20 protein-coding genes are annotated in these 21,861 nt (G+C 59.6%); 2 read left to right on the top strand and 18 right to left on the bottom strand.

Annotation, left to right across the window (positions count from 1 at the left end; translation table 11 throughout):
- Positions 1–36: 36 nt before the first annotated feature.
- From ACIQWS_RS14245 to ACIQWS_RS14215, 7 genes are all read right to left on the bottom strand, one after another.
- Positions 37–444: a F0F1 ATP synthase subunit epsilon gene (locus ACIQWS_RS14245; RefSeq protein ID WP_288192845.1), complete on the bottom strand. Its 408-nt coding sequence runs from the start codon at positions 442–444 to the stop codon at positions 37–39.
- 91 nt (positions 445–535) lie between these two features.
- Entirely contained in the window at positions 536–2,113 is a 1,578-nt protein-coding gene (gene atpD, locus ACIQWS_RS14240; protein WP_346308056.1) for a F0F1 ATP synthase subunit beta, read from the bottom strand.
- Between the two features lie 18 nt (positions 2,114–2,131).
- Positions 2,132–3,010, bottom strand: a complete 879-nt coding sequence (locus ACIQWS_RS14235) for a F0F1 ATP synthase subunit gamma (RefSeq protein ID WP_346308057.1) — start codon at positions 3,008–3,010, stop codon at positions 2,132–2,134.
- A gap of 19 nt (positions 3,011–3,029) precedes the next feature.
- The gene (gene atpA / locus ACIQWS_RS14230) at positions 3,030–4,559 is read right to left on the bottom strand and encodes a F0F1 ATP synthase subunit alpha (RefSeq protein WP_182548638.1); all 1,530 of its coding nucleotides are present in this window, start codon (positions 4,557–4,559) and stop codon (positions 3,030–3,032) included.
- Positions 4,559–5,119 (bottom strand): F0F1 ATP synthase subunit delta, encoded by a 561-nt coding sequence (locus tag ACIQWS_RS14225; protein ID WP_223613798.1) that lies wholly within the window; start codon positions 5,117–5,119, stop codon positions 4,559–4,561. Before ACIQWS_RS14225 ends, atpA begins: the two co-directional genes overlap by 1 nt.
- Before the next feature lie 233 nt (positions 5,120–5,352).
- Positions 5,353–5,742, bottom strand: coding sequence for a DUF4345 family protein (locus ACIQWS_RS14220; RefSeq protein WP_223614129.1), 390 nt, complete (start codon positions 5,740–5,742; stop codon positions 5,353–5,355).
- Between the two features lie 42 nt (positions 5,743–5,784).
- Positions 5,785–7,968: a primosomal protein N' gene (locus tag ACIQWS_RS14215; protein WP_403180273.1), complete on the bottom strand. Its 2,184-nt coding sequence runs from the start codon at positions 7,966–7,968 to the stop codon at positions 5,785–5,787.
- 91 nt (positions 7,969–8,059) lie between these two features.
- On the opposite strand from ACIQWS_RS14215, the gene fsa reads away from it, so the two are divergent.
- The gene (fsa, locus tag ACIQWS_RS14210; protein ID WP_346306647.1) at positions 8,060–8,713 is read left to right on the top strand and encodes a fructose-6-phosphate aldolase; all 654 of its coding nucleotides are present in this window, start codon (positions 8,060–8,062) and stop codon (positions 8,711–8,713) included.
- A gap of 107 nt (positions 8,714–8,820) precedes the next feature.
- On the opposite strand, the gene ACIQWS_RS14205 is transcribed toward fsa, so the two are convergent.
- The 11 genes from ACIQWS_RS14205 to leuS all read right to left on the bottom strand — a co-directional run bounded on the left by ACIQWS_RS14205 (position 8,821) and on the right by leuS (position 21,069).
- Positions 8,821–9,831 (bottom strand): isopenicillin N synthase family dioxygenase, encoded by a 1,011-nt coding sequence (locus ACIQWS_RS14205; protein ID WP_403180268.1) that lies wholly within the window; start codon positions 9,829–9,831, stop codon positions 8,821–8,823.
- Positions 9,832–9,881: 50 nt separating this feature from the next.
- On the bottom strand, positions 9,882–10,682 hold the full coding sequence (locus ACIQWS_RS14200) for an ATP-binding cassette domain-containing protein (protein ID WP_403180264.1): 801 nt from the start codon (positions 10,680–10,682) through the stop codon (positions 9,882–9,884).
- 9 nt (positions 10,683–10,691) lie between these two features.
- A complete protein-coding gene (locus ACIQWS_RS14195; protein ID WP_346306644.1) occupies positions 10,692–11,471 on the bottom strand; it encodes an ABC transporter permease subunit in 780 nt (259 codons plus the stop codon).
- Entirely contained in the window at positions 11,468–12,637 is a 1,170-nt protein-coding gene (gene ssuD, locus ACIQWS_RS14190) for an FMNH2-dependent alkanesulfonate monooxygenase (protein ID WP_223613804.1), read from the bottom strand. Before ssuD ends, ACIQWS_RS14195 begins: the two co-directional genes overlap by 4 nt.
- Positions 12,638–12,696: 59 nt before the next feature.
- On the bottom strand, positions 12,697–13,653 hold the full coding sequence (locus tag ACIQWS_RS14185; protein ID WP_403180258.1) for an aliphatic sulfonate ABC transporter substrate-binding protein: 957 nt from the start codon (positions 13,651–13,653) through the stop codon (positions 12,697–12,699).
- Positions 13,654–13,872: 219 nt separating this feature from the next.
- The gene (locus ACIQWS_RS14180) at positions 13,873–14,724 is read right to left on the bottom strand and encodes an ABC transporter permease subunit (RefSeq protein ID WP_403180255.1); all 852 of its coding nucleotides are present in this window, start codon (positions 14,722–14,724) and stop codon (positions 13,873–13,875) included.
- A complete protein-coding gene (locus tag ACIQWS_RS14175) occupies positions 14,721–15,494 on the bottom strand; it encodes a taurine ABC transporter ATP-binding protein (RefSeq protein WP_403180253.1) in 774 nt (257 codons plus the stop codon). Before ACIQWS_RS14175 ends, ACIQWS_RS14180 begins: the two co-directional genes overlap by 4 nt.
- A 41-nt stretch (positions 15,495–15,535) precedes the next feature.
- Entirely contained in the window at positions 15,536–16,543 is a 1,008-nt protein-coding gene (gene tauA / locus ACIQWS_RS14170; protein ID WP_403180250.1) for a taurine ABC transporter substrate-binding protein, read from the bottom strand.
- 146 nt (positions 16,544–16,689) lie between these two features.
- Positions 16,690–17,850 carry an AAA family ATPase gene (locus tag ACIQWS_RS14165; RefSeq protein ID WP_403180247.1) on the bottom strand — a complete coding sequence of 387 codons (1,161 nt, stop codon included), beginning with the start codon at positions 17,848–17,850 and terminating at the stop codon, positions 16,690–16,692.
- A 20-nt stretch (positions 17,851–17,870) separates the two neighbouring features.
- Positions 17,871–18,452 (bottom strand): hypothetical protein, encoded by a 582-nt coding sequence (locus ACIQWS_RS14160; protein ID WP_403180243.1) that lies wholly within the window; start codon positions 18,450–18,452, stop codon positions 17,871–17,873.
- Positions 18,439–21,069 (bottom strand): leucine--tRNA ligase, encoded by a 2,631-nt coding sequence (gene leuS / locus ACIQWS_RS14155; RefSeq protein WP_403180240.1) that lies wholly within the window; start codon positions 21,067–21,069, stop codon positions 18,439–18,441. The genes ACIQWS_RS14160 and leuS overlap by 14 nt, the downstream gene beginning before the upstream one ends.
- A gap of 119 nt (positions 21,070–21,188) precedes the next feature.
- Here leuS and ACIQWS_RS14150 point away from each other — a divergent pair, with 119 nt between their 5' ends.
- Entirely contained in the window at positions 21,189–21,854 is a 666-nt protein-coding gene (locus ACIQWS_RS14150) for a YggS family pyridoxal phosphate-dependent enzyme (protein ID WP_403180236.1), read from the top strand.
- The last annotated feature ends 7 nt before the right edge of the window (positions 21,855–21,861 follow it).

Genomic DNA, 21,861 nt, shown 5'->3' with positions numbered 1-21,861 from the left:
GGCCCGCTTTCTGAACTATCAATCCGGATAAGCCGGTCAGGCTGCCTTGATGGCTTCCTGCAGCGTCGTCAGCTGGCCAAGAAGATCTTCCGCCTTGGCCTTCTGTTCCCGCGTCGTCGCGTCTTCGAAGTCTTCGCGGGCGTCCTTGATACGGTTCTGAAGTTCATCAGCCTTTATATCGGTGACGTGTACCGCCGATTCCGCGAGGAGCGTGCAGCCATCCGGCGTCACATCGACGAAGCCGCCGAACACGACATAGCTGTCCGGCTTGCCATCCTGCGTCTTCACGGTGACAACGCCCGGCTTGACGGTCGCCATCAGTGGCGCGTGATGGGCCATCACGGTCATGTAACCTTCCGTGCCCGGAACCACAACTTCGGTGACCTGTTCCGAGAGCAGCAGACGTTCTGGCGATACGAGTTCGAAATGGAAGGCTTCTGCCATGATATTCACTCAATTCCTGCGGTCATTGACCTGATAGAAGGGATGGCCTTGACAAGAAAGGGCGGGCCGGAGCCCGCCATTATGTTCCAGATCAGGCAGCTTCCGCTGCGAGACGCTGTGCCTTTTCGATCGCCTCGTCAATCGAGCCGACCATGTAGAATGCTGCTTCCGGCAGGTGATCGTAGTCACCGTTGCAAAGGCCCTTGAAGCCCTTGATGGTGTCAGCCAGATCAACCAGCTTGCCCGGCGAACCGGTGAAGATTTCAGCAACGAAGAACGGCTGCGACAGGAAGCGTTCGATCTTGCGGGCGCGGGCGACCGTGATCTTGTCTTCTTCCGACAGTTCGTCCATGCCGAGAATGGCGATGATGTCCTGCAGGGACTTGTAACGCTGCAGGATCGACTGAACCTGACGCGCAATCTGATAGTGTTCTTCACCAACGATCAGCGGATCGAGCATGCGTGATGTCGAGTCGAGCGGATCCACAGCCGGATAAATACCCTTTTCAGAGATCGCACGGTTGAGGTTCGTCGTCGCATCCAGATGCGCGAAGGATGTCGCTGGAGCCGGATCGGTCAAATCGTCGGCGGGCACGTAAATGGCCTGCACGGATGTGATCGAACCCTTGTGCGTCGTGGTGATGCGTTCCTGCATCTGGCCCATGTCGGTTGCCAGCGTTGGCTGATAACCCACGGCGGACGGGATACGGCCGAGCAGAGCCGACAATTCCGAACCAGCCTGCGTGAAGCGGAAAATATTGTCCACGAAGAACAGAACGTCCTGGCCTTCATCGCGGAAATGTTCCGCAACCGTCAGACCGGAGAGCGCAACGCGGGCACGTGCCCCTGGCGGCTCGTTCATCTGACCGTAAACCAGTGCGGCCTTGGAGCCTTCACCGCCGCCAGCCTTGTTCACGCCCGACTCGATCATTTCGTGGTAAAGGTCGTTGCCTTCACGGGTACGTTCACCCACGCCGGCAAATACCGAATAGCCGCCGTGCGCCTTGGCCACGTTGTTGATCAGTTCCATGATCAGAACCGTCTTGCCAACACCAGCACCGCCGAAGAGGCCGATCTTGCCGCCACGCGCATAAGGCGCCAGCAGATCGATAACCTTGATGCCGGTTACCAGGATCTGGGCTTCCGTCGACTGCTCGACATATTCCGGAGCTGGCTGGTGGATAGCGCGGGTCAGCTTCGTCTTGATCGGGCCTGCTTCGTCAACCGGCTCGCCGATAACGTTCATGATACGACCGAGCGTTGCTTCGCCGACCGGGACCATGATGGCCGAACCGGTGTCGTACACGGGCTGACCGCGAACCAGACCTTCGGTCGAGTCCATGGCGATCGTGCGAACAGTGTTTTCACCGAGATGCTGGGCAACTTCCAGAACAAGGCGATTGCCGAGGTTGTCGGTTTCAAGCGCGTTCAGGATCTTTGGCAGTTCGCCTTCGAAATGAACGTCCACAACGGCGCCGATGACCTGGCTGATGCGGCCGGCAGTGCCGGTTGCCTTCACGGTCGTCTTTGGCGTTGCCGATGCCTTGGCCGTCTTTGCTGCAGGAGCAGCCTTTGCCTCAGCCTTCGGAGCAGCGGTCTTTGCAGCTGCTGCCTTGGGTGCAGCTGCTTTGGCGGCTGCGGGTGTTTTCGGGGTCGCTGCTTTTGCCATCGATCCTTACCTTCGCGATTAGAGCGCTTCCGCGCCCGAAATGATTTCGATCAGTTCTTTGGTGATCTGAGCCTGACGCTGGCGGTTGTACGACATTGTCAGCTTGTTGATCATGTCACCGGCATTGCGGGTTGCGTTGTCCATGGCGGACATGCGCGCACCCTGTTCCGATGCCGCGTTTTCAAGGAGAGCGCGGAAAACCTGGACGGAAATATTGCGTGGGATCAGATCACCAAGAATGGATGCCGGATCCGGCTCATATTCATAAACCGCATCGCCTGCCGTTTCCGGTTCGGCATCGCCGACAGCGCTTGCGGGGATCAGCTGCTGGGCAGTCGGTATCTGCGAAATCACCGACTTGAACTCCGAATAGAACAGCGTGGCAATGTCAAACACGCCTTCATTGTAAAGCGCAATGATCTTGTGACCGATCGCATCGGCATTGACAAAGCCGAGCTGCTTCACATCGCGCAGATCAACGTGATCGATGATATGCTTGCCAAGATCGCGGCGCAGGATATCCGCACCCTTCTTGCCGACAGTGATGATCTTGACCGTCTTGCCGTCCGCCAGAAGGCGGCGTGCATGTTCGCGGGCCAGACGGGCGATCTGCGAATTGAAACCACCGCAGAGACCGCGCTCCGACGTGCAGACGATGAGCAGATGCACATCGTCCTTGCCGGTTCCGCTCATCAGCACGGGCGCATCATCGCCGTCCACATTGGCGGCGATATTGGCCAGCACTGCAGCCATGCGCTGTGAGTAGGGACGCGCGGCTTCCGCAGCTTCCTGCGCACGACGCAGCTTCGCCGCGGCGACCATCTGCATCGCCTTGGTGATTTTCTGCGTCGCCTTGACCGAGGCGATCCGGTTTCTCAGATCCTTTAACGAAGGCATCCGTTCATCCCGTCAGTGGTTACGCGAAAGACTTGGCGAAGGCGTCAACTGCAGCCTTCAGCTTGCCCTTGATGTCGTCGCTCAGCTGCTTTTCCTTGGCGATTGCATCGAGAACATCCTTGTTCTCGGTGCGCAGCCATGTGAGCAGGCCCTGCTCGAACTTGCTGACCTGATTGACAGCCAGCTTGTCGAGATAGCCGTTCACACCGGCGAAAATCACGGCAACCTGCTCTTCCGTCTTCAGCGGCGAGAACTGCGGCTGCTTCAGAAGTTCAGTAAGGCGTGCACCGCGGTTGAGGAGACGCTGGGTCGACGCATCGAGATCGGAACCGAACTGCGCGAAGGCAGCCATTTCACGATACTGCGACAGCTCACCCTTGATCGAACCGGCAACCTGCTTCATCGCCTTGATCTGCGCGGCGGAACCGACGCGGGACACCGACAGACCGACGTTAACGGCAGGACGGATACCCTGATAGAACAGGTTGGTTTCGAGGAAGATCTGACCGTCGGTGATCGAGATCACGTTGGTCGGAATATAGGCGGAAACGTCGTTTGCCTGCGTTTCGATAACCGGCAAAGCAGTCAGCGAACCGGCACCGTTTTCGTCGTTCAGCTTGGCCGAACGCTCAAGAAGGCGGGAATGCAGGTAGAAAACGTCACCAGGATAGGCTTCACGGCCTGGCGGGCGGCGCAGCAGCAGCGACATCTGGCGGTAAGCCACGGCCTGCTTCGACAGATCGTCATAGCCGATCAGCGCATGCATGCCGTTGTCGCGGAAGTATTCGCCCATCGCGCAACCGGCAAACGGTGCGAGATACTGCATGGGTGCCGGATCGGAAGCGGTTGCAGCCACAACGATCGAGTATTCGAGCGCGCCGCGTTCTTCAAGGATCTTGACGAACTGGGCAACGGTGGAACGCTTCTGGCCGATAGCCACATAAACGCAATACAGACGTTCGCTCTCGTTACCGGCATCGTGCGCCGGCTTCTGGTTGAGGAACGTATCGAGAATGATCGCTGTCTTGCCGGTCTGACGATCGCCAATGACCAGCTCGCGCTGGCCGCGGCCGACAGGGATCAGGGCATCGATGGCCTTGAGGCCTGTCGACATAGGCTCATGCACCGACTTGCGCGGGATGATGCCGGGCGCCTTGACGTCAACGCGCGAGCGCTGCTTCGCCTTGATCGGGCCCTTGCCGTCAATCGGATTGCCGAGAGCGTCAACGACGCGGCCAAGCAATTCCTTGCCGACAGGAACGTCAACGATAGCGCCTGTGCGCTTGACGATGTCACCTTCCTTGATGTCACGGTCCGAACCGAAAATAACAACACCAACGTTGTCGCTTTCAAGGTTCAGGGCCATGCCACGGGTACCGTCCGGGAACTCGACCATTTCACCAGCCTGAACATTGTCCAGACCGTATACACGAGCAATACCGTCACCGACGGACAGAACCTGACCGACTTCGGAGACTTCTGCCTCCTTGCCGAAATTCTTGATTTGCTCTTTCAGGATTGCGGAAATTTCCGCGGCGCGGATGTCCATCAGCCGACCTCTTTCAGTGCAAGCTTAAGCGAAGAAAGTTTTGTGCGAAGTGAAGTGTCGATCTGGCGGGACCCCAACTTGACGATGAGACCACCAAGGATCGACGGATCAACAGTGACATTGATTGTCACGTCCTTGCCGGCGACGCTTTTCAGCGTGGCCTTCAATTCAGTTTGCTGCGCTGCCGTCAGGGCATGCGCAGAAGTAACATCGGCCGAAACCTCGCCGCGATTCTCCGCAGCGATGTTGCGGAAGGCCTGGATCATGGAAGGCACCGCGAACAGGCGGCGGTTCGTCGCCACGACACGCAGGAAATTGGCAACAAGGCCGCCGATCTTGGCTTTGGCGAGGATCGCCGAAATAGCCTTGACCTGATCTTCCGCGGAGAAAACAGGGCTCTGAATGAGACGCCTCAAATCGGCGCTGCCATTGACGAGCGCCTCAAACTGGCCCAGATTCTTTTCCACATCAGCGACTGATTTTGCTTCCAGCGCGAGGTCGAACAGCGAACCCGCATAACGCTGGGCAACACCGGATATGAGCGACGAAGTTTCTGCCACGAACGACAAGCTCTCTGCGTTGAAGCCAAAAATCGGGAAACCAAAAGGAATTTTCGGTCAAATCTTTGGCATTATTGATTTTTTATCGCCTTGGAAACAACCCTGAAACTGCCCCCGACGAGATTTGAATGCCGTCTAGCATAGAGAAGCAGGAGTCGCAACACGCGAATCCGCGAAAACTGGCGTCAGAATTGCCGCAGCAGCAATTTTATGAATGACCTACTCAACTATATCTAGGCGATAAAGCCGAAGGCGAACAGCAATGGGCCGGCTGCCAGCGCCAGTTCGATCAGAACGGAAATCCAGTTGTAAAGCGTATTGCCGCGGTCCGACATCATCGAGATCAGTCGGCCGAAAACCGTGAAGCCCCAGGAGACGCCGAGCGCGATCCAGAGGAAAGGCTGCGCAAAGACAAGGGCGCAAAGTCCAAGCCCCAGATAGAAGCCGGCCATTGTCGCACGCGCCTCGGACAGCGCTTCGGGATGCGCCGGAACAGGTTGCAGGCGCAGAATCCGGAAGGCTATGCGCGGTGCAAAGAACAGGATCAGGCCGAAGACAACCGTAACGGCGGCAGAACTCCAGGCGATCCATTCGCCCTGACTGGCTGGCCAATACAATTCCATCATTTCCGCGTCCCCGCTGCGTTAACCATTTCCGCTGTTTGCTTATAGAAAGCTTTGCGGGTCGATATCAATCTGCACGCGCACTGATCCACGCTCTTTTGGTCCGGCACTCAGAATGGCGCGAATGAAGTTCTGGATATCAGCCTTGCGCGTTCCGTGAATCAGCAGCCGGAAACGATGTCGCCCGCGGATAAGGGCAAGCGGCGCTTCGGCGGGCCCCAGAACATTGATCTCGGGCGAGTGCGGTGCCGCACGGCGTAGCGCGCGCGCATGGTTTTCCGCTTCCGCCCGCGTTCCCGCTGAAATGATAAGCGCGCCAAGCCTGCCATAGGGCGGCAGGCCGGACCGTTCCCGCTCCTCGATTTCGCGCGCATAGAAGGCCTCCGCATCGCCGGAGACAATGGCGCGCATAACCGGATGATCCGGCTGGTAGGTTTGCAGCAATCCCAGGCTTTTCTTGCCGGTGCGCCCGGCACGGCCCGTCACCTGGCTCAGCAACTGGAACGTCCGCTCCGCCGCCCGCGGGTCGCCATTGGCAAGGCCCAGATCCGCATCGACAACGCCCACCAGCGTCATATTGGGGAAATTGTGCCCCTTGGCGACGAGTTGCGTACCGATAACAATATCCGCCTCGCCGCGTGCAATGGCATCCAGTTCGAGACGCAGCCGTTTCACGCCCATCAAATCCGACGACAGGACAATGATCCGCGCATCGGGAAAGGTTTTTTCCGCCTCCTCCGCAATACGCTCGACACCCGGCCCGCAGGCAACGAGGTGATCCAGGGTCCCGCAGGAGGGACAGGCTTCAGGTCGCGCTTCGTGATGACCGCATTGATGGCAGACAAGCTGGCCGCGGAACCGGTGCTCGACCAGCCAGCTTGAGCAGCAGGGACATTGAAAACGATGCCCACACACCCGGCACAGCGTCAGGGGCGCATAGCCACGGCGGTTGAGAAACAGCAGTGACTGTTCCTTGCGCTGCAAGGTCTGGTTCATCGCCTCGACCAGCGCAGGGGACAGGAAACCACCGGGACGCGGCGGCGAGCGGCGCATGTCGATGGCTCTCAGGTCCGGCATTGCCGCTTCCGCGTAACGCCCGGTCAGACGGATGCGGGTATAGCGCCCCTGCAGTGCATTGACCTGGCTCTCGACGGATGGTGTGGCGGAAGCCAGGATGACGGGAAAGCTGCCGATATGGCCGCGAACCACCGCCATGTCGCGGGCATTGTAGAAAACGCGGTCCTCCTGCTTGTAGGCAGGGTCATGTTCTTCATCGACAATGATAAGACCCAGATCCTGGAAGGGCAGGAACAGCGCCGAGCGTGCGCCGGCGACAACCCGCACCTGTCCTTCCATCACCTGCCGCCAGACCCGCTCGCGCGTCTTCGGGGCGAGATCGGAATGCCATTCCGCCGGCTTTGAACCGAATCGATCGTGGAAGCGCTCGAGAAACTGCTGTGTCAGGGCGATTTCGGGCAAAAGAATCAGCACCTGCTTTCCCTGCTCGATCGCTTTTGCCACCGCTTCGAAATAAACTTCCGTCTTGCCGGAACCGGTCACGCCATCCAGCAGGGACACGGAGAACCCGCGCGCTGAAACCGCATCCACCAGCTGCCTTGCGGCATCGGCCTGATCCCCGGAGAGTTCGGCAGGCGCATACTCCGGATCGGGCGGCGCAACGACGGGACGCGCCGGGATCATGACGTCCTCGAACACTCCCTGCGCCGAAAGCCCGTCAATCACCGTTGCGGAAACCCCGGCCGCGTGGGCAAGGCCCGTGCGCGTCCAGGCAAGACCATCCCCGGCGAGTTCAAGCACGCGCGAGCGTGCACCGGTCATCCGTTCAGGCTGTTGGCCGGAAAAACGCAACCCCGGCACCGGCGGCTCGGGATCGAAGGCCGCAGGCACGCGCAGGATCATCCGGGCCACCATGCCCGGCGGCGAGATCGTATAATCGGCGGCCCAGCGCATGAAGCGCATCATGCCATCATCGACCGGAGGGCAATCGAAAAGCTCCGAGATCGGCCGCAGCTTTTTCGCATCAACCGAATCGGTCGCGCCCTCGGTTACAATGCCTGCAACCTCGCGCGGACCAAGGGGAACGCGAACAATTGAGCCGGCTTTCACGGCCATTCCGTCAGGCACGGAATAGCTGTAAGGTTTCGCTGCCGGCAAAGGCACGAGCACCGGAACAATTTTTTGCGCGGAAGGCGAATCTTGCTTCATAACCTCGTGACCTTGGCGCGGCTTTCGTTTAAAGAAAAGCCACTTTTCCGGGACACCATCCCTTTAGCCCCATTTAAGGAGGACTGCTCCAATGAAATTTTTTGTCGATACTGCCGATGTGAAGGATATCCGCGAACTGAACGATCTCGGATTGCTCGACGGCGTGACCACCAATCCGTCGCTGATCCTCAAATCCGGTCGCAGTATCCTCGACGTCACCAAGGAAATCTGCAGCATTGTCGACGGCCCGGTTTCCGCAGAGGTTGCTGCTGTCGAATATGAGCAGATGATGAAGGAAGCGGCGGTTCTTTCCAAGATCGCCAACAATATCTGCATCAAGGTTCCGCTGACACTCGATGGTTTGAAGGCTTGCAAGGCGCTCACCTCCGACGGCCATATGGTCAATGTCACGCTGTGCTTCTCCGCCACCCAGGCGCTGCTTGCCGCCAAGGCCGGTGCAACATTCATCTCGCCGTTCATCGGCCGCATCGATGATATCGGCATCAACGGCATGGACCTGATCGCCGAAATCCGCACGATCTATGACAACTACGACTACAAGACGGAAATCCTGGCGGCTTCGATCCGCACGATCAACCATGTCAAGGAAGCCGCACTGATCGGTGCCGACGTTGCCACTATCCCCCCGGCAACACTGAAGGCGCTGGTCAAGCATCCGCTGACCGACAAGGGTCTCGAGACCTTCCTCGCCGACTGGGCCAAGACCGGTCAGAAGATCGCCTGATCAAGGCAGATAGCTTTCAAAACGGAACGCCCGCCGGTGATGAACCTGCGGGCGTTTTGATTTGGTGAAGGCTGGGAAATCCGGTCCTTCCCACCTGCACTGCGGGACTACAGCAGATCGGCGTGGTGGCGCTGCGCGACATCGGGATGCGAGCGCAGGCGCCCCTTGAGATAATTGCGCCCGACTTCGCGGAATAGCGGATTGTCCGGGTCCGTATCGGCACCACCCGCCTCGTGCGCCAGATCGTCCGGCAGTGTCAGCAATGGCACATTGGCGTTGAGATCGGCGCCGAAGAAGAACGCCACCGACAGCCTGTCTTTGCCCGACGGCGGTGAGACGACGCGGTGCACGGTCGCCTTGAGATAACCATTCGATGCCAGTTCGAGAATTTCGCCGATATTGATGACGAACGTCCCCGGAACCGGTGTGGCATCGATCCAGCCGCCATCCTTTTCCACCTGCAGGCCGCCCTGCACATCCTGCAGCAGCAGGGTCAGAAACCCGCTATCCTTGTGCGCGCCAACACCTTGATCGCTGCCTGTGGCATCGCGGCCGGGATAGCGGATGATCTTCAGGTGCTGATTGGGTGCCTTTTCGTAGATGGGCGCGAAAACATCCTTTTCCTGCCCGAGCGCCGTTGCAAAGGCCTGCAGCAGCTCAATGGCAACACGCGTCAGTTCGCTCTGCCATTCCAGCACGACGGACTTCAGGTCGGGCAGGCTATCCGGCCATTGATTGGGGCCCTGCAGCCGCGACCACGAAGGTGTTGTCGCATCCTGCCGGATAACGGCCCGCTCCGCGCCCACGTCAAACTGTTCGCGCCAGTCCGCCTGTCCTTTGGTACGCTCCCAGCCGGCACGCGTGTAACCGCGGAAATGCGGGGAATTGACCATTTCCACGGCAATCTTGTCCGCCTCCGGCAAGGCAAAGAACCGCTTGGAAACAGCAACGATATCCCTTTGCAGCTGTTCGGAAACGCCGTGACCGCTCAGATAGAAAAAGCCATAGGTTCGTGCCGCGTGGCGCAAATCCTCGAAGAAGGCTTCTCGGTCCGCAGGATCGCGATAACGCCCGAAATCGAGTGTTGGTAGAGTATCGGTTTTGGGTAGGGCGCCCATGATCAGGATCTCCGCATGTGAACAGATTGTCTATCTCGGTATGTTCAACTTCAAGATGTTTTTTGCTTGTAGAGCTGGTCCAGAATCTGGCGCTCGAAAAAGGCGAGTTCCGGCGAGGCATGCCGCCGCGGCCGCTCCACCGGAATGGCCAGATCAAGGGCGATCCGGCCGCTATCGATGACGACAACACGATCCGCCAGCGCAACGGCTTCCGCCACATCGTGCGTCACCAGCACCGCCGTGAATTTCTTGGCGAGCCAGATGCGTTCCAGCAATTGCTGCATTTCAATGCGGGTCAGGGCATCCAGCGCACCGAGCGGCTCGTCCAGAGCCAGAATGCGGGGGTGCCCGACCAATGCACGTGCCAGGGCCACGCGCTGGCGCTGCCCGCCCGACAGCACAGAGGGCCACTCTTCGCTGCGATCGGCAAGTCCCACTTCCGCAAGAATATCGAGGCTTTTCTGCCGAACCTCCGAGCCTCTGGCGATGCCGGTCAGTCCGACATCCACATTGGCACCAACCCGCGCCCACGGCAGCAGCCGCGGCTCCTGGAACATAATGCGCGTGCGCTTCTGATCCTTCGTTTCATCGGCATGAACCAGCTCGCCGGATGTCGGCTTGTCGAGCCCGGCCAGCAACCGCAGCAATGTGCTCTTACCGCAGCCGCTCTTGCCGATAACGGCAACGAACTGGCCGTCGTGCACGTCAAGATCGATCCCCTGCAGCACGGTCTTGTCGCCAAAGCGTTTGGTAACGTTACGGAACGAGAAGGCGATCTTGCGTGCCGTTACTGTGGCACGCGCCGTGGTTTCAGCAAAGGATTGGCGGGCGGTGATGGTTGCTGCGGTCATCGTCGTTCCTCACACGTTTTGAAAGGCCGGGTGCCATTGCAGGGAAAGCCGCTCGAGGGAACGCGCCAGGACATCGGCGAGTTTTCCGAGGAGCGCATAGATCAGGATCGACAGGACAACCACATCGATCAGCAGAAACTCCCGCGCCTGCATGGCCATATAGCCGAGGCCGGAGGATGCGGAGATCGTCTCGGCCACGATCAGCGTCAGCCACATGATCCCCAGCGCATAGCGCAGCCCGACGAAAATCGACGGCAGGGCGCCCGGCAGGATAACCCGCATGAACAGCTGCGAACGGGACATGCCGTAAATGCGGCCCATTTCAACCAGTTGCGGATCGACGCCCTGAATGCCAAGGAGCGTGTTGATATAGATCGGAAAGAAAACCCCGAGCGCCACCAGAAACAGTTTTGCTTCCTCATCGATACCGAACCACAGGATCACCAGCGGGATGAGGGCCAGATGCGGAATATTGCGGATCATCTGGATGGTGGTATCGGTGAGCCCGCGGCTGAGCGCGGAAAGCCCGTTGGCAAGACCAAGGCCAAAACCGATGGCGCCGCCCACAACGAAGCCGCTCAAGGCGCGCAGCGTGGATATGCGGATATTTTCGAGCAGTTCACCTGACAGAAGCAACTTCCAGAAGGCAGCGCCCACGGCCGAAGGCGCCGGCAGGACATTGGCCGAGATGACACCGGCACGCGATGCAATTTCCCACCCGGCCAGCAGCAGGGCGGGAAGCAGCCATCCTACGGCGCTGCGGCCAATGGACTGAAGCGCTCTGCTCATGAGGCCGCCTGCAGCCGTTTGGCACCGTGGAAACCAACGGCAAATTCGTTGGCGATCTCCTGCCGGGGTGTGTTTCTGCGCTCGCCCAATCCCAGTTTCGGGAACAGCAACTCGGCAACGCGGTAGGCTTCTTCAAGATGCGGATAACCGGAGCCGATCACCGTATCGATACCCACGTCCTGATATTCGCGGATGCGTGCGGCAATGCTTTCGGGACTGCCGACAAGGGCGGTGCCCGCCCCGCCGCGAACCAGTCCCACGCCCGCCCACAGATTGGGGCCGACAAGCAGCCTGTCCCGGCGTCCGCCATGCAGCTCAGCCATGCGGCGCTGGCCGACGGAATCCATTTCCTTGAGGAAGCGCTGCTGTGCAATCTCGATCTGCGCGTCGGTCACACGGCTGATCAGCCTGTCGGCCGCGGCCCAGGCCTCGTCTTCGGTTTCACGCACGATGAAATGCAGCCTTATGCCGAACCGCAGCGTGCGGCCCTTGAGCGCTGCCTTCCTGCGCGCCCGCTCGATCTTCTCGGCGACCTGCGCCACCGGCTCTCCCCAGGTCAGATACATGTCCACCTGCTCGGCCGCCAGATCCTGCCCCGCATCGGATGATCCACCGAAGTAAAGCGGCGGCGGGCTCTGGACCGGCAACAGGTCAAGCCGCCCACCCTGAACCCGGTAATGCCTGCCTTCAAAATCAACGGTCTCGCCGGTCACCAGTCCCTGCCAGATTTTCAGAAATTCTGCCGCCTGTTCGTAACGCTGGTCATGCGGCAGGAAAACGCCATCACCGGCCAGCTCTGTCGGATTGCCGCCGACAACCACGTTGAGCAACAGCCGGCCATTGCTCAGCCGGTCGAGCGCAGCGGTCTGCCGGGCGGCAAATACCGGCGAGACAATGCCGGGGCGCAGGGCCACCAGGAACTTCAGCCGCTCCGTATGGGCGGCAAGACCCGTCGCGGTAATCCAGGAATCCTCACAGCTTTGGCCGGTCGGCAACAGCACGCCGGGGAAACCCAGCCGGTCCACGGCCTGGGCAATCTCCTTGAAATAGGCAAACTCGGGCGGCCGCTGCTGCGTTTCCGAACCGAGATAGGTTCCGTCCCCATGGGTGGGAATGAACCAGAAGAAATCAAGCGGGGCTGGTGTGGTATTTGCTGGCTGCGTCATGGCGTGGTTCCAGTTCTTTTCATGGTACGGGGCGATTTCCGCATCCCCTGTTGTTCCGTTCAGTTGCCGGGGGCTGTCCAGACGGCGTCCGAAATCTTGATGGCTTTGGGGATCAGCTTCAGCTTGAAGAAGCGGTCGGCCGTTTCCTGCTGATGCGCGATGATCTCAGGCGTGATCGGGAAGATGCCGAACACCGACCGGTTGGCGGCGATGGTTTGGGCTTCGAGCGGAACGCCGGTGACCTCATGCAGCGCCGCTGCCACCTTGTCCTTGTTCGCCTCGGCCCATGCAGCAGCTTCCTTCAGGGCGGCAACGGTCGTGGTCACGACATCGGGATGTGCCGCTGCAAAGTCGCGATTGGCCAGAAAATAGGTGTTGACGTCGAGCACGTCGCTGGAACGCGCGAGGATACGCGGCTGATAGCGGGTCTCGGCAATGGCAAAGAACGGATCCCAGACCGCCCAGGCATCGATCTTGTCGCTGGCAAAGGCCGCTGCGGCATCCGCAGGGCTCAAATAAACCGGGGTAATCTCGTCATAGCTGACGTGTGCTTTCTCAAGCGCAGCCACCAGCAGATTATGCGCGCTGGTTCCCTTGCCGACGCCGACCTTCTTGCCTTTCAGATCGGCCAGGGACTGGATCGGGGAAGCCGGCTTGACGAAGATCGCTTCGCCTTTGCCATTGGATGGCAGGGCAGCAACATAGACAATGGCCGAGCCCGCGGACTGCCCGAAGATCGGCGGGGCATCGCCGACCCATCCGACATTGATGCTGCCAACATTCAGCGCCTCGACCAGTGGCGGGCCAGCGGCAAACTCGACCCATTTGACCTTGATACCTTTGGGCTCCAGAACTTTTTCAATCACCTTCTGTTGCTGGGCAATGACCGGCAGGCTCGTCTTCTGGAAGCCGATCTTGTACTCCTGCAGCGGTTCGACGGCATGGGATGCTGTCGCCGCGATGGCCGTTGCTGCAAGGACAAGGGCACCGAATAGTCTGCGCGTCAGGTTGGGCATGGCTCTCGCAATTCTTTGGTTTGGGAGAGCGTCTTCAGGATTATACCAAGGACCCTCCCGTGATCAGGAATGACCTCAATGCTATTAAACTCGACTATTTCTATAGAGAAAATATATTTCGTATAATGAGCTGCATGCGGATTGGTTTTCTCGGCGTCGCGCAAGCCAAAGCAAAGGCCAAGCGGTTTCCCGCAACACCTTTCCGCCGACGGGAGTTATCTATTCCCGACCGGCCCAGGGCACCACCATACGTTCCAGCCGCCTGATCCCGATTTCCAGAATGAACGCGACGATGGCAATAACGAAAATGCCCATGATGACCACGTCAGTGACCAGGAATTGTGCGGCAGACTGGATCATGAAGCCAAGACCGCGCGTCGCAGCCACCAGTTCCGCTGCAACCAGCGTCGACCATCCCGCCCCAAGCGCAATGCGCAATCCGGTCAGGATGGAGGGCAGTGCGCTTGGCAAGATCACGTGGCTGACGACCTGCGACCGGGTGGCACCGAGGGCGCGCGCCGCATTGACCCGGTCAAGCGAAGCGCCTTTGACACCAGCGGCGGTGGAAATGGCAATCGGCGCCAGCATGGCAATGGCAATCACCAGGATTTTTGATGGCTCGCCTATACCGAACCAGATGATGACCAGCGGCAGATAGGCCAGTGGCGGAATGGGCCGGATGAATTCGATAATGGGATCGAAAATACCGCGCCCGATGGCGCTGACACCGATGGCGATGCCGGCGGGAACAGCGACTATCAGTGCAAGCAGCAGGGCCGCGAACACCCGCAGCAGGCTTGCAAGCAGGTGCTGCCACAGCGTGGCGTCGACAAAGCCATTGGTTGCGACGGAATAGAACTTCCACAGCACCGCCGAGGGCGCAGGCAGAAAAACCGGAGAAACCAGTTTGAAATGTGCCGCGACAATCCAGACAAGCACCAGGCCGGCAATGGTTGCCGCGCTGGCAATGCGGGCCGTCCTTTTCGCCGAAGGCTTTGCCCCTTTGCCGTCAGGTTGCTCCGTGGCGCTTTCTACAGCAACATCCCGGCCGATTTCAACGGAGAGCGTCATGCCGCCTCTCCTTCGAAAATGGAATCTTCGAGCTCGGCACGCGCTTGGTTGAATGCCGGGTCTGCTTTGATCGACCGGACAGGTTCGCCGCCGGCATAGCGGCGGCCAAAACCAGCCTCGATCTCCCTGACAACCCGGCCGGGACCGGGGGCAAGCACCACGATCCGCGTCGCCAGCAGCAGCGCCTCGTCAATACCGTGGGTCACCATCAGAACGCCGACCGAGTTGGCGGCCCAGATATCGAGAAGTAGGGTCTGCATGCGCTCTCGCGTCAAGGCATCAAGCGCACCCAGCGGCTCGTCCATCAGCAGAAAATCCGGCTCTGCGGCCAATGCCCGGGCGAGGCCCACTCTCTGGCGCATACCACCCGACAACTCCCAGATCGCCTTGCCGCCGATGCCATCGAGCTTGACGCGCGCAAGCAGGCGCGTTGCAGCAGCATCCCTCTCCTGCGCACGTACGCCACGCAGTTTCAGGGCGAAGCTGACATTGTCCCGCACACTCAACCAAGGAAACAGCGCGTCGTTCTGGAAGACAACGGCGCGATCGGCACCGGGCGACGTGATGGTCTTCCCATCCACGGTCACCGTTCCTCTGGTCGGCGGCACCAGTCCGGCCGCAACATTGAGCAAGGTGGTCTTGCCGCAACCGGACCGGCCAACCAGGACGACGAAATCGCCTGATTGGACGGAAATGCTTGCCTGTGTGACAGCAGGCTGCACCTGACCGTCATAATGCACGGAGACATGATCGAGAAAGAGATGTGCCATGGGGTCTACCGGTTGAACGGCGGCGTTACAAGGTTTTGAACTCAGTTCGATGCGAGTGCCGCCTCCACGAATTTTGCCGTTGCATATTTCGAGTAATCGGGAAGGACAGCGTCAATCTTCCGCTGCTCCTTCAGAAATTGCGATGTGGCGGCAATGGCCTTGACCGTATCGCCGCCAAGGAACTTGGAGGATGCCTGCTCCGTCAGGGTCGGGAAAACATAGCCCTTCAACAGAAGCGGCACGTCGTCAGCCTTTGCTCCCGTCAGACGGCTGATCTTTTCGGCCTGCGGCGATGTCGCAGACCATGCTTCCGGCTTCGCAAGATAGTCGGCATAGGCCGCCCCGGTCACTTTGACGAAATCACGCACGGCATTCGGGTGTTTTTCGGCAAATTCGGTACGGACGATCCAGGCATCGAATGTCGGCGCGCCCCATACGGCAACTTTGGATGAATCCACGATGATTTTGCCGCTGGTCCTGATCTGACCGAGCGCCGGATCCCACACATAGGCCGCATCGATATCACCGCGCTCCCAGGCCGCGGCGATTTCCGGCGGACGCAGGTTAAGGATGTTGACGGACTTTGAATCGACGCCTTCATGCTTCAATGCGGCAAGCAGACTGTAGTGCGTCGTTGAAACGAAGGGTACAGCCACTTTCTTGCCGGCCAGATCGGCAATCTTGCTGACATTGGAGCCATTGCGGGCGACCAGAGCTTCCGATTCCCCGATGAGGCCGACAACGAGAATGGTCTGGATCGGCAACTCGCGGCTGGCGGCAGCCGCCAGCGGACTGGATCCGACATAACCGATGTCAACTGAGCCCGAAGCAACAGCGGCGATGACATCCGCGCCGGAATCAAACTTCCGCCAGTCGATTTTGGCGGATGCAGCCTTTTCATAGGCACCATCGGCCTGCGGGACCTTGGAAGGTTCGACCACGGTCTGATAGCCGATGGTGATCTTCAGATCCTCCGCCTGAGCGGAAGCAAACGCTCCGAGACTGAAAAGAACAGTGGTCGCAGCAAGGAAATGACGGCGGGTGAACATCGGTGATCCTGACCTGTTGAAACAATCCTGTTCCAACTCTGGTCATGTCTACCTGAATTGTAGAGTTACGATCTGCCAAGTTTCCATCCCACTGAGAAAATTATTTCCCCGACGGCGCATTCGCGGAGAATCGGGGCGAACGATGCTCAATCGTCATCGTCGGCATAGCCACCCGACACGCGCACGCCCTTGATGGTCGTAGCACCATGGTCGCGCACCACCGTCAGGGCCCGCGCCCCGGTTCGCGCTTCAATTTCATCGGCAAGGATACGCGAATGGGTGACGACCCAAACCTGCGTCCGTTCCGCGGCATTGGCGATCATTTCCGCCAGGGCGGGAAGCATGGACGGGTGCAGGCTGGTCTCAGGCTCGTTCAGCGCGATAAGCCCGGGCAGGCGATAGGACAACAACGCGCCAGCCAAGGCGAGGAACCGGATCTGCCCGTCCGAAAGCTCTTCCGGCCGGAAAATCCGCTGCGGGAATTCCGGCATCTGCAAACCGAACGTCGCGGTTTCACCGGGCACAGGCACATCAAGCACCGCACCACCGAGAGCCGATGCAATGCAATGGTCGAGGTCAGTGGTATCCCCGCGGATGTGCACCAATGTGGCGAAAACGGCAGCCAGATTGCGGCCGTCCTCATCCAGCATCGGCGCGGTGATTGCGAGAGCAGGCTGCCTGACCGGCGAATCGCGGTCTGTCCGGAAGCCGTGATAGAACCGCCATCCCAGAATGGTGGCGCGCAAATCACCGATTTCGGGATATCGTCCCGCACTGCCGAGCGCCGCCAATGCGGTTTCGGAATCAAGCAGGCGCACCGGATGCTCTATTCGCCGGCCGCCATCGTCGCGGGCAAACACCGCCGGACCCTTGCGGCCCATCATCTCGACCGGGCGGCGGCCGGAATCGATTGTCAGACTTTCTTCCTTGATCTGCGGTTCAAAGGCAAAGCCTGCCGCAACCGGAGGCCGCAACCCGATCTCGATGCTGTAACTCGGCGCAAATCCCGTGCGCACCGCATGCCCGGTCCGAATCGCTTCCTCGTCATCGTCAAAGGAAGCGCTGAAAATCATACGCACCGGCCCGGGTTTGCGTTTGCCGGTCCACAGCGCCGATTGCATACCGCCCTCACGGGCTATTTCATAGGAAAGCGTACCCTCGGCCGCCGCCTTGATCATCTGCATGGCGCGGTAAAGGTTGGATTTGCCGACACCGTTCTCGCCAACGAACACGGCAAGCTGGCGGATATCCAGCCGGATCGACTGCAGCGACCGGTAACCGGTCGCCGAGAGGGAAATCAGACGCATGGGGGTCGGCCCGCCAGCCCTTAAAGCTTGGACATGTCCTGCGCAACACTGAGGTTCAACGCCTCCGCGACTTCCCGTGCCGCCCGGTTGATCGCATCGCGCTGCGCCCGGAGAACGGCGTAGCGCTGTCTTGGTGCATCGTAGTCCGCCGTCACAAGACGGGTGCCCTTGCCAACCACCTTGCCGTCCGCAATGCGCGTCAGCGTGTAGCTGCCTGTCATGCGCATCGAACCGGCGGTCGGCTGTCCGGATTTGTCGTTTGTTGCATTCTGGATGAGTGCAAGCGACAGATCCTGGTAGCTGACGCCGAGTTGCAGCGTATAGGCGGCATTCGCAGGCTGCCCGGCTCCATGATTGAACATGAAGATCAGATTGTTGCGCACCTGCTGTGCTTCACGGCTGCCCACTTCCGCAATGACGATGGTGGCAAGTTTCGACTGCACGCTGCCGCTCACGCCAGCGCCTGCCCCGGCCACGGGACCCGGATTGGAATAGAGCGGGCGAACCTGGCAACCACCGGCGATCAGAGCCAAGCCGAGAACGCATAGGGACAGCAAGCGCTTGGAGCCGGACACCGGCTGGAAACGATCAGGCAACGACATTGATGATCCTCTGCGGTACGATAATGACTTTCTTCGGCGGATTACCGTTCAACACCACCTTGACAAAATCAAGTTCGAGAGCGGCCTTTTCGACCGTCAATTGATCCGCATCGCGGGCAATTGTCAAATCACCCCGCTTCTTGCCGTTTATCTGTACCGGCATCGTGACGGTGTTCTCGACGATCAACGCTTCGTTGTGGTGCGGCCAGGCCTTGTCAGCAACGAAACCGCTGCCGTTAAGGGCTTTCCAGCATTCCTCGGCCAGATGCGGCATCATCGGCGCGATCATGGCAATCAGCATGTCCGTTGCTTCGCGGCAGGCAGCAATGGTTGTCGCATCGGCTTCCCCTGCGGCGATTTTCTGCAAGGGACCAGCCAGCACATTGACGAGTTCATAGAGACGCGCAACGGCCTTGTTGAAAGCCAGTTTTTCGATGTCTTCGCCGACAGCCTTGACTGTCCGGTGGGCAGCCTTGGAAATCGCTGCCGCATCGCCGTCGAAGGCAGGTGTGGCCGCCGCTCCCTGCAGGACGGGCGTTGCTTCGGAAATCAGGCGCCAGACACGCTGGACAAAACGGTGCGCGCCCTCGGCTCCCGCTTCAGTCCAGATCACGTCGCGCTCGGGCGGCGAATCCGACAGCATGAACCAGCGTGCGGTATCGGCGCCATAGGAAGCGATGATGTCGTCCGGATCGACAACGTTCTTTTTCGACTTCGACATTTTCTCGATGGAGCCGATTTCGACCTCGTCGCCGGTGGCAATCAGAACCGCCCGGCGCTTGCCGTTGCTTTCCTCCAGCCGCACCTCGGCCGGTGTGACCCAGCTGCCATTGGCGCCCGTGCCAAGCCGGTAGGTCTCGTGCACGACCATGCCTTGCGTGAACAGTCCCTTGAACGGCTCGCTGATATCGAGATGCCCGGCAACTTTCATCGCGCGGGTAAAGAAACGCGAATAGAGCAGATGCAGGATCGCATGCTCGATGCCGCCGATATACTGATCGACCGGCAGCCAGTGATTGGCCACTTTCGGGTCCGTCGGCTCGTTCTCCCACGGCGCGGTGAAGCGGGCAAAATACCAGGACGAATCGACAAATGTATCCATCGTGTCGGTTTCGCGCCGGGCAGCCTTGCCGCATTGCGGGCAATTGACATGCCGCCACGTCGGATGCCGGTCGAGCGGATTACCCGGACGATCGAATTCCACGTCATCCGGCAGCTTCACCGGCAGGTCAGCCTTGGGAACCGGAACAACGCCGCAATCGTCGCAATGGATCATCGGGATCGGGCAGCCCCAGTAGCGCTGACGCGAGATGCCCCAGTCGCGCAGGCGGAAATTCACCTTGCGCTCGCCCTGCGGACGGCCACCAATTGTTTGTTCTTCCAGAAGTTTGGCAACCGCGTCAAAGGCCGCTGCGGGCGACAGCCCATCGAGGAAGCGCGAATTGATCATCACGCCGTCATCAACATAAGCGGTTTCGGTGATCTGGAATGTGGCCGCATCGCCGCCCTCCGGCATGACAACAGCCACGACGGGCAGGCCATACTTGTTGGCAAAGTCCAGATCGCGCTGATCGCCGGACGGGCAGCCGAAAATCGCGCCCGTGCCGTAATCCATCAACACGAAATTCGCGACAAAGACCGGCAGTGTCCAGTTCTCGTCAAGAGGATGCTTGACGCGCAGGCCCGTATCGAAACCCCGCTTTTCCGCCGTTTCCAGCGCAGCCAGAGATGTACCCGCACGGCGGCATTCATCGTTGAATTCAGCCAGGGCGGGATTGTTCTCCGCCGCTTTTTTCGCCAGCGGATGATCCGCCGCAATGGCCAGGAACGATGCACCGAACAGCGTATCGGGCCGCGTCGTATAGACCTCGACCTCGGTCTCGCCACCGATCTGCGATTGGGTGTCCAGCGCCCAGCGGATCAGCATGCCTTCGGACTTGCCGATCCAGTTGCGCTGCATCAGCCGCACCTTGTCCGGCCACTGATCGAGACCATCGAGAGCGCTCAGCAACTCTTCATTGAAATCGGTGATTTTGAAAAACCACTGCGTCAGTTCGCGCTGCTCCACCAGCGCGCCGGAGCGCCATCCGCGGCCATCGATGACCTGCTCATTGGCAAGCACCGTCATGTCCTCGGGATCCCAGTTGACCTTGGAAGACTTGCGCGTCACCAGCCCCTTTTCGACAAAGTCGAGGAACAGCATCTGCTGGCGGTGGTAATATTCGACGTCGCAGGTGGCGAATTCGCGCGACCAGTCCAGCGAAAGACCCATGGACTTCAGCTGGCTGCGCATGGTCGCGATGTTCTGATAGGTCCATTCCTTGGGATGAACCTTGTTCTGCATCGCCGCGTTTTCTGCCGGCATGCCGAAGGCGTCCCATCCCATCGGGTGGAGAACATTGAATCCCTTGGCGCGCTTGTAGCGGGCTACGACGTCACCCATGGCATAGTTGCGCACATGCCCCATGTGGATGCGTCCCGACGGATAGGGGAACATCTCAAGCACGTAGTAGGGGTCGCGCGGATCGTCATTGTCGGTTTCAAAGAGCTTGGCTTCGTCCCAAACCTTTTGCCAATGCTTCTCGGCTACGCGGGGATTGTATCGTTCGGTTGCCATGAACGGGATTCTCTTGCAAAGGATAGTGATGGGCGGACCTTCACCATGGATTGACCAGAGCGTCAACCATTGACAATGAGGGTTTGGCCGAAACTGCATCAAAAAGGACACGCTTGACCATGTCGACCGCCGTTGAAAACCTTCTTGCCGTTCGCAAAGCCATTGCGAAAGCCGAAGCGGAAGCCAACCGTAGGGAAGGCTCGGTGACACTCGTTGCCGTATCGAAAACCTTTGACGCAGCAGAGATTCGCCCTGTTCTGGACGCCGGACAGCGTGTTTTCGGGGAAAACCGGGTTCAGGAAGCGCAGTCGAAGTGGCCCGGTTTGCGCGAGGACTATGCGGGTATAGACCTTCATCTCATCGGGCCGCTGCAATCAAACAAGAGTGAAGACGCCGTTGCGCTGTTTGATGTCATCGAAACGGTTGACCGGGAAAAGATCGCCGCAGCCCTTGCCGGCGAAATGAAGAAGCAGAACCGGTTTCCCAAGCTCTACGTTCAGGTCAATACCGGCTCCGAACCGCAGAAAGCCGGGATCGAGCCAAAGGAAGCGGTCGCCTTTGTCGAGCGCTGCCGCACGGTGCACGGGCTGGCCATCGAAGGCCTGATGTGCATCCCTCCGGCGGATGAGAACCCTGGCCCGCACTTTGCCCTTCTGGAAAAGATCGCGCACGAAGCCGGCGTGGAAAAGCTCTCCATGGGCATGTCCGGCGACTACGAGACCGCCGTTGGCTTTGGCGCAACATCCGTGCGCGTCGGCTCGGCCATTTTCGGCAGCCGAACCTGAGACGCTA

The sequence above is a fragment of the Phyllobacterium sp. NPDC097923 genome, from assembly GCF_044760925.1.
Taxonomy (GTDB): Bacteria; Pseudomonadota; Alphaproteobacteria; order Rhizobiales; family Rhizobiaceae; genus Phyllobacterium; species Phyllobacterium calauticae.
This window is presented reverse-complemented; position numbering and strand designations above follow the sequence as displayed.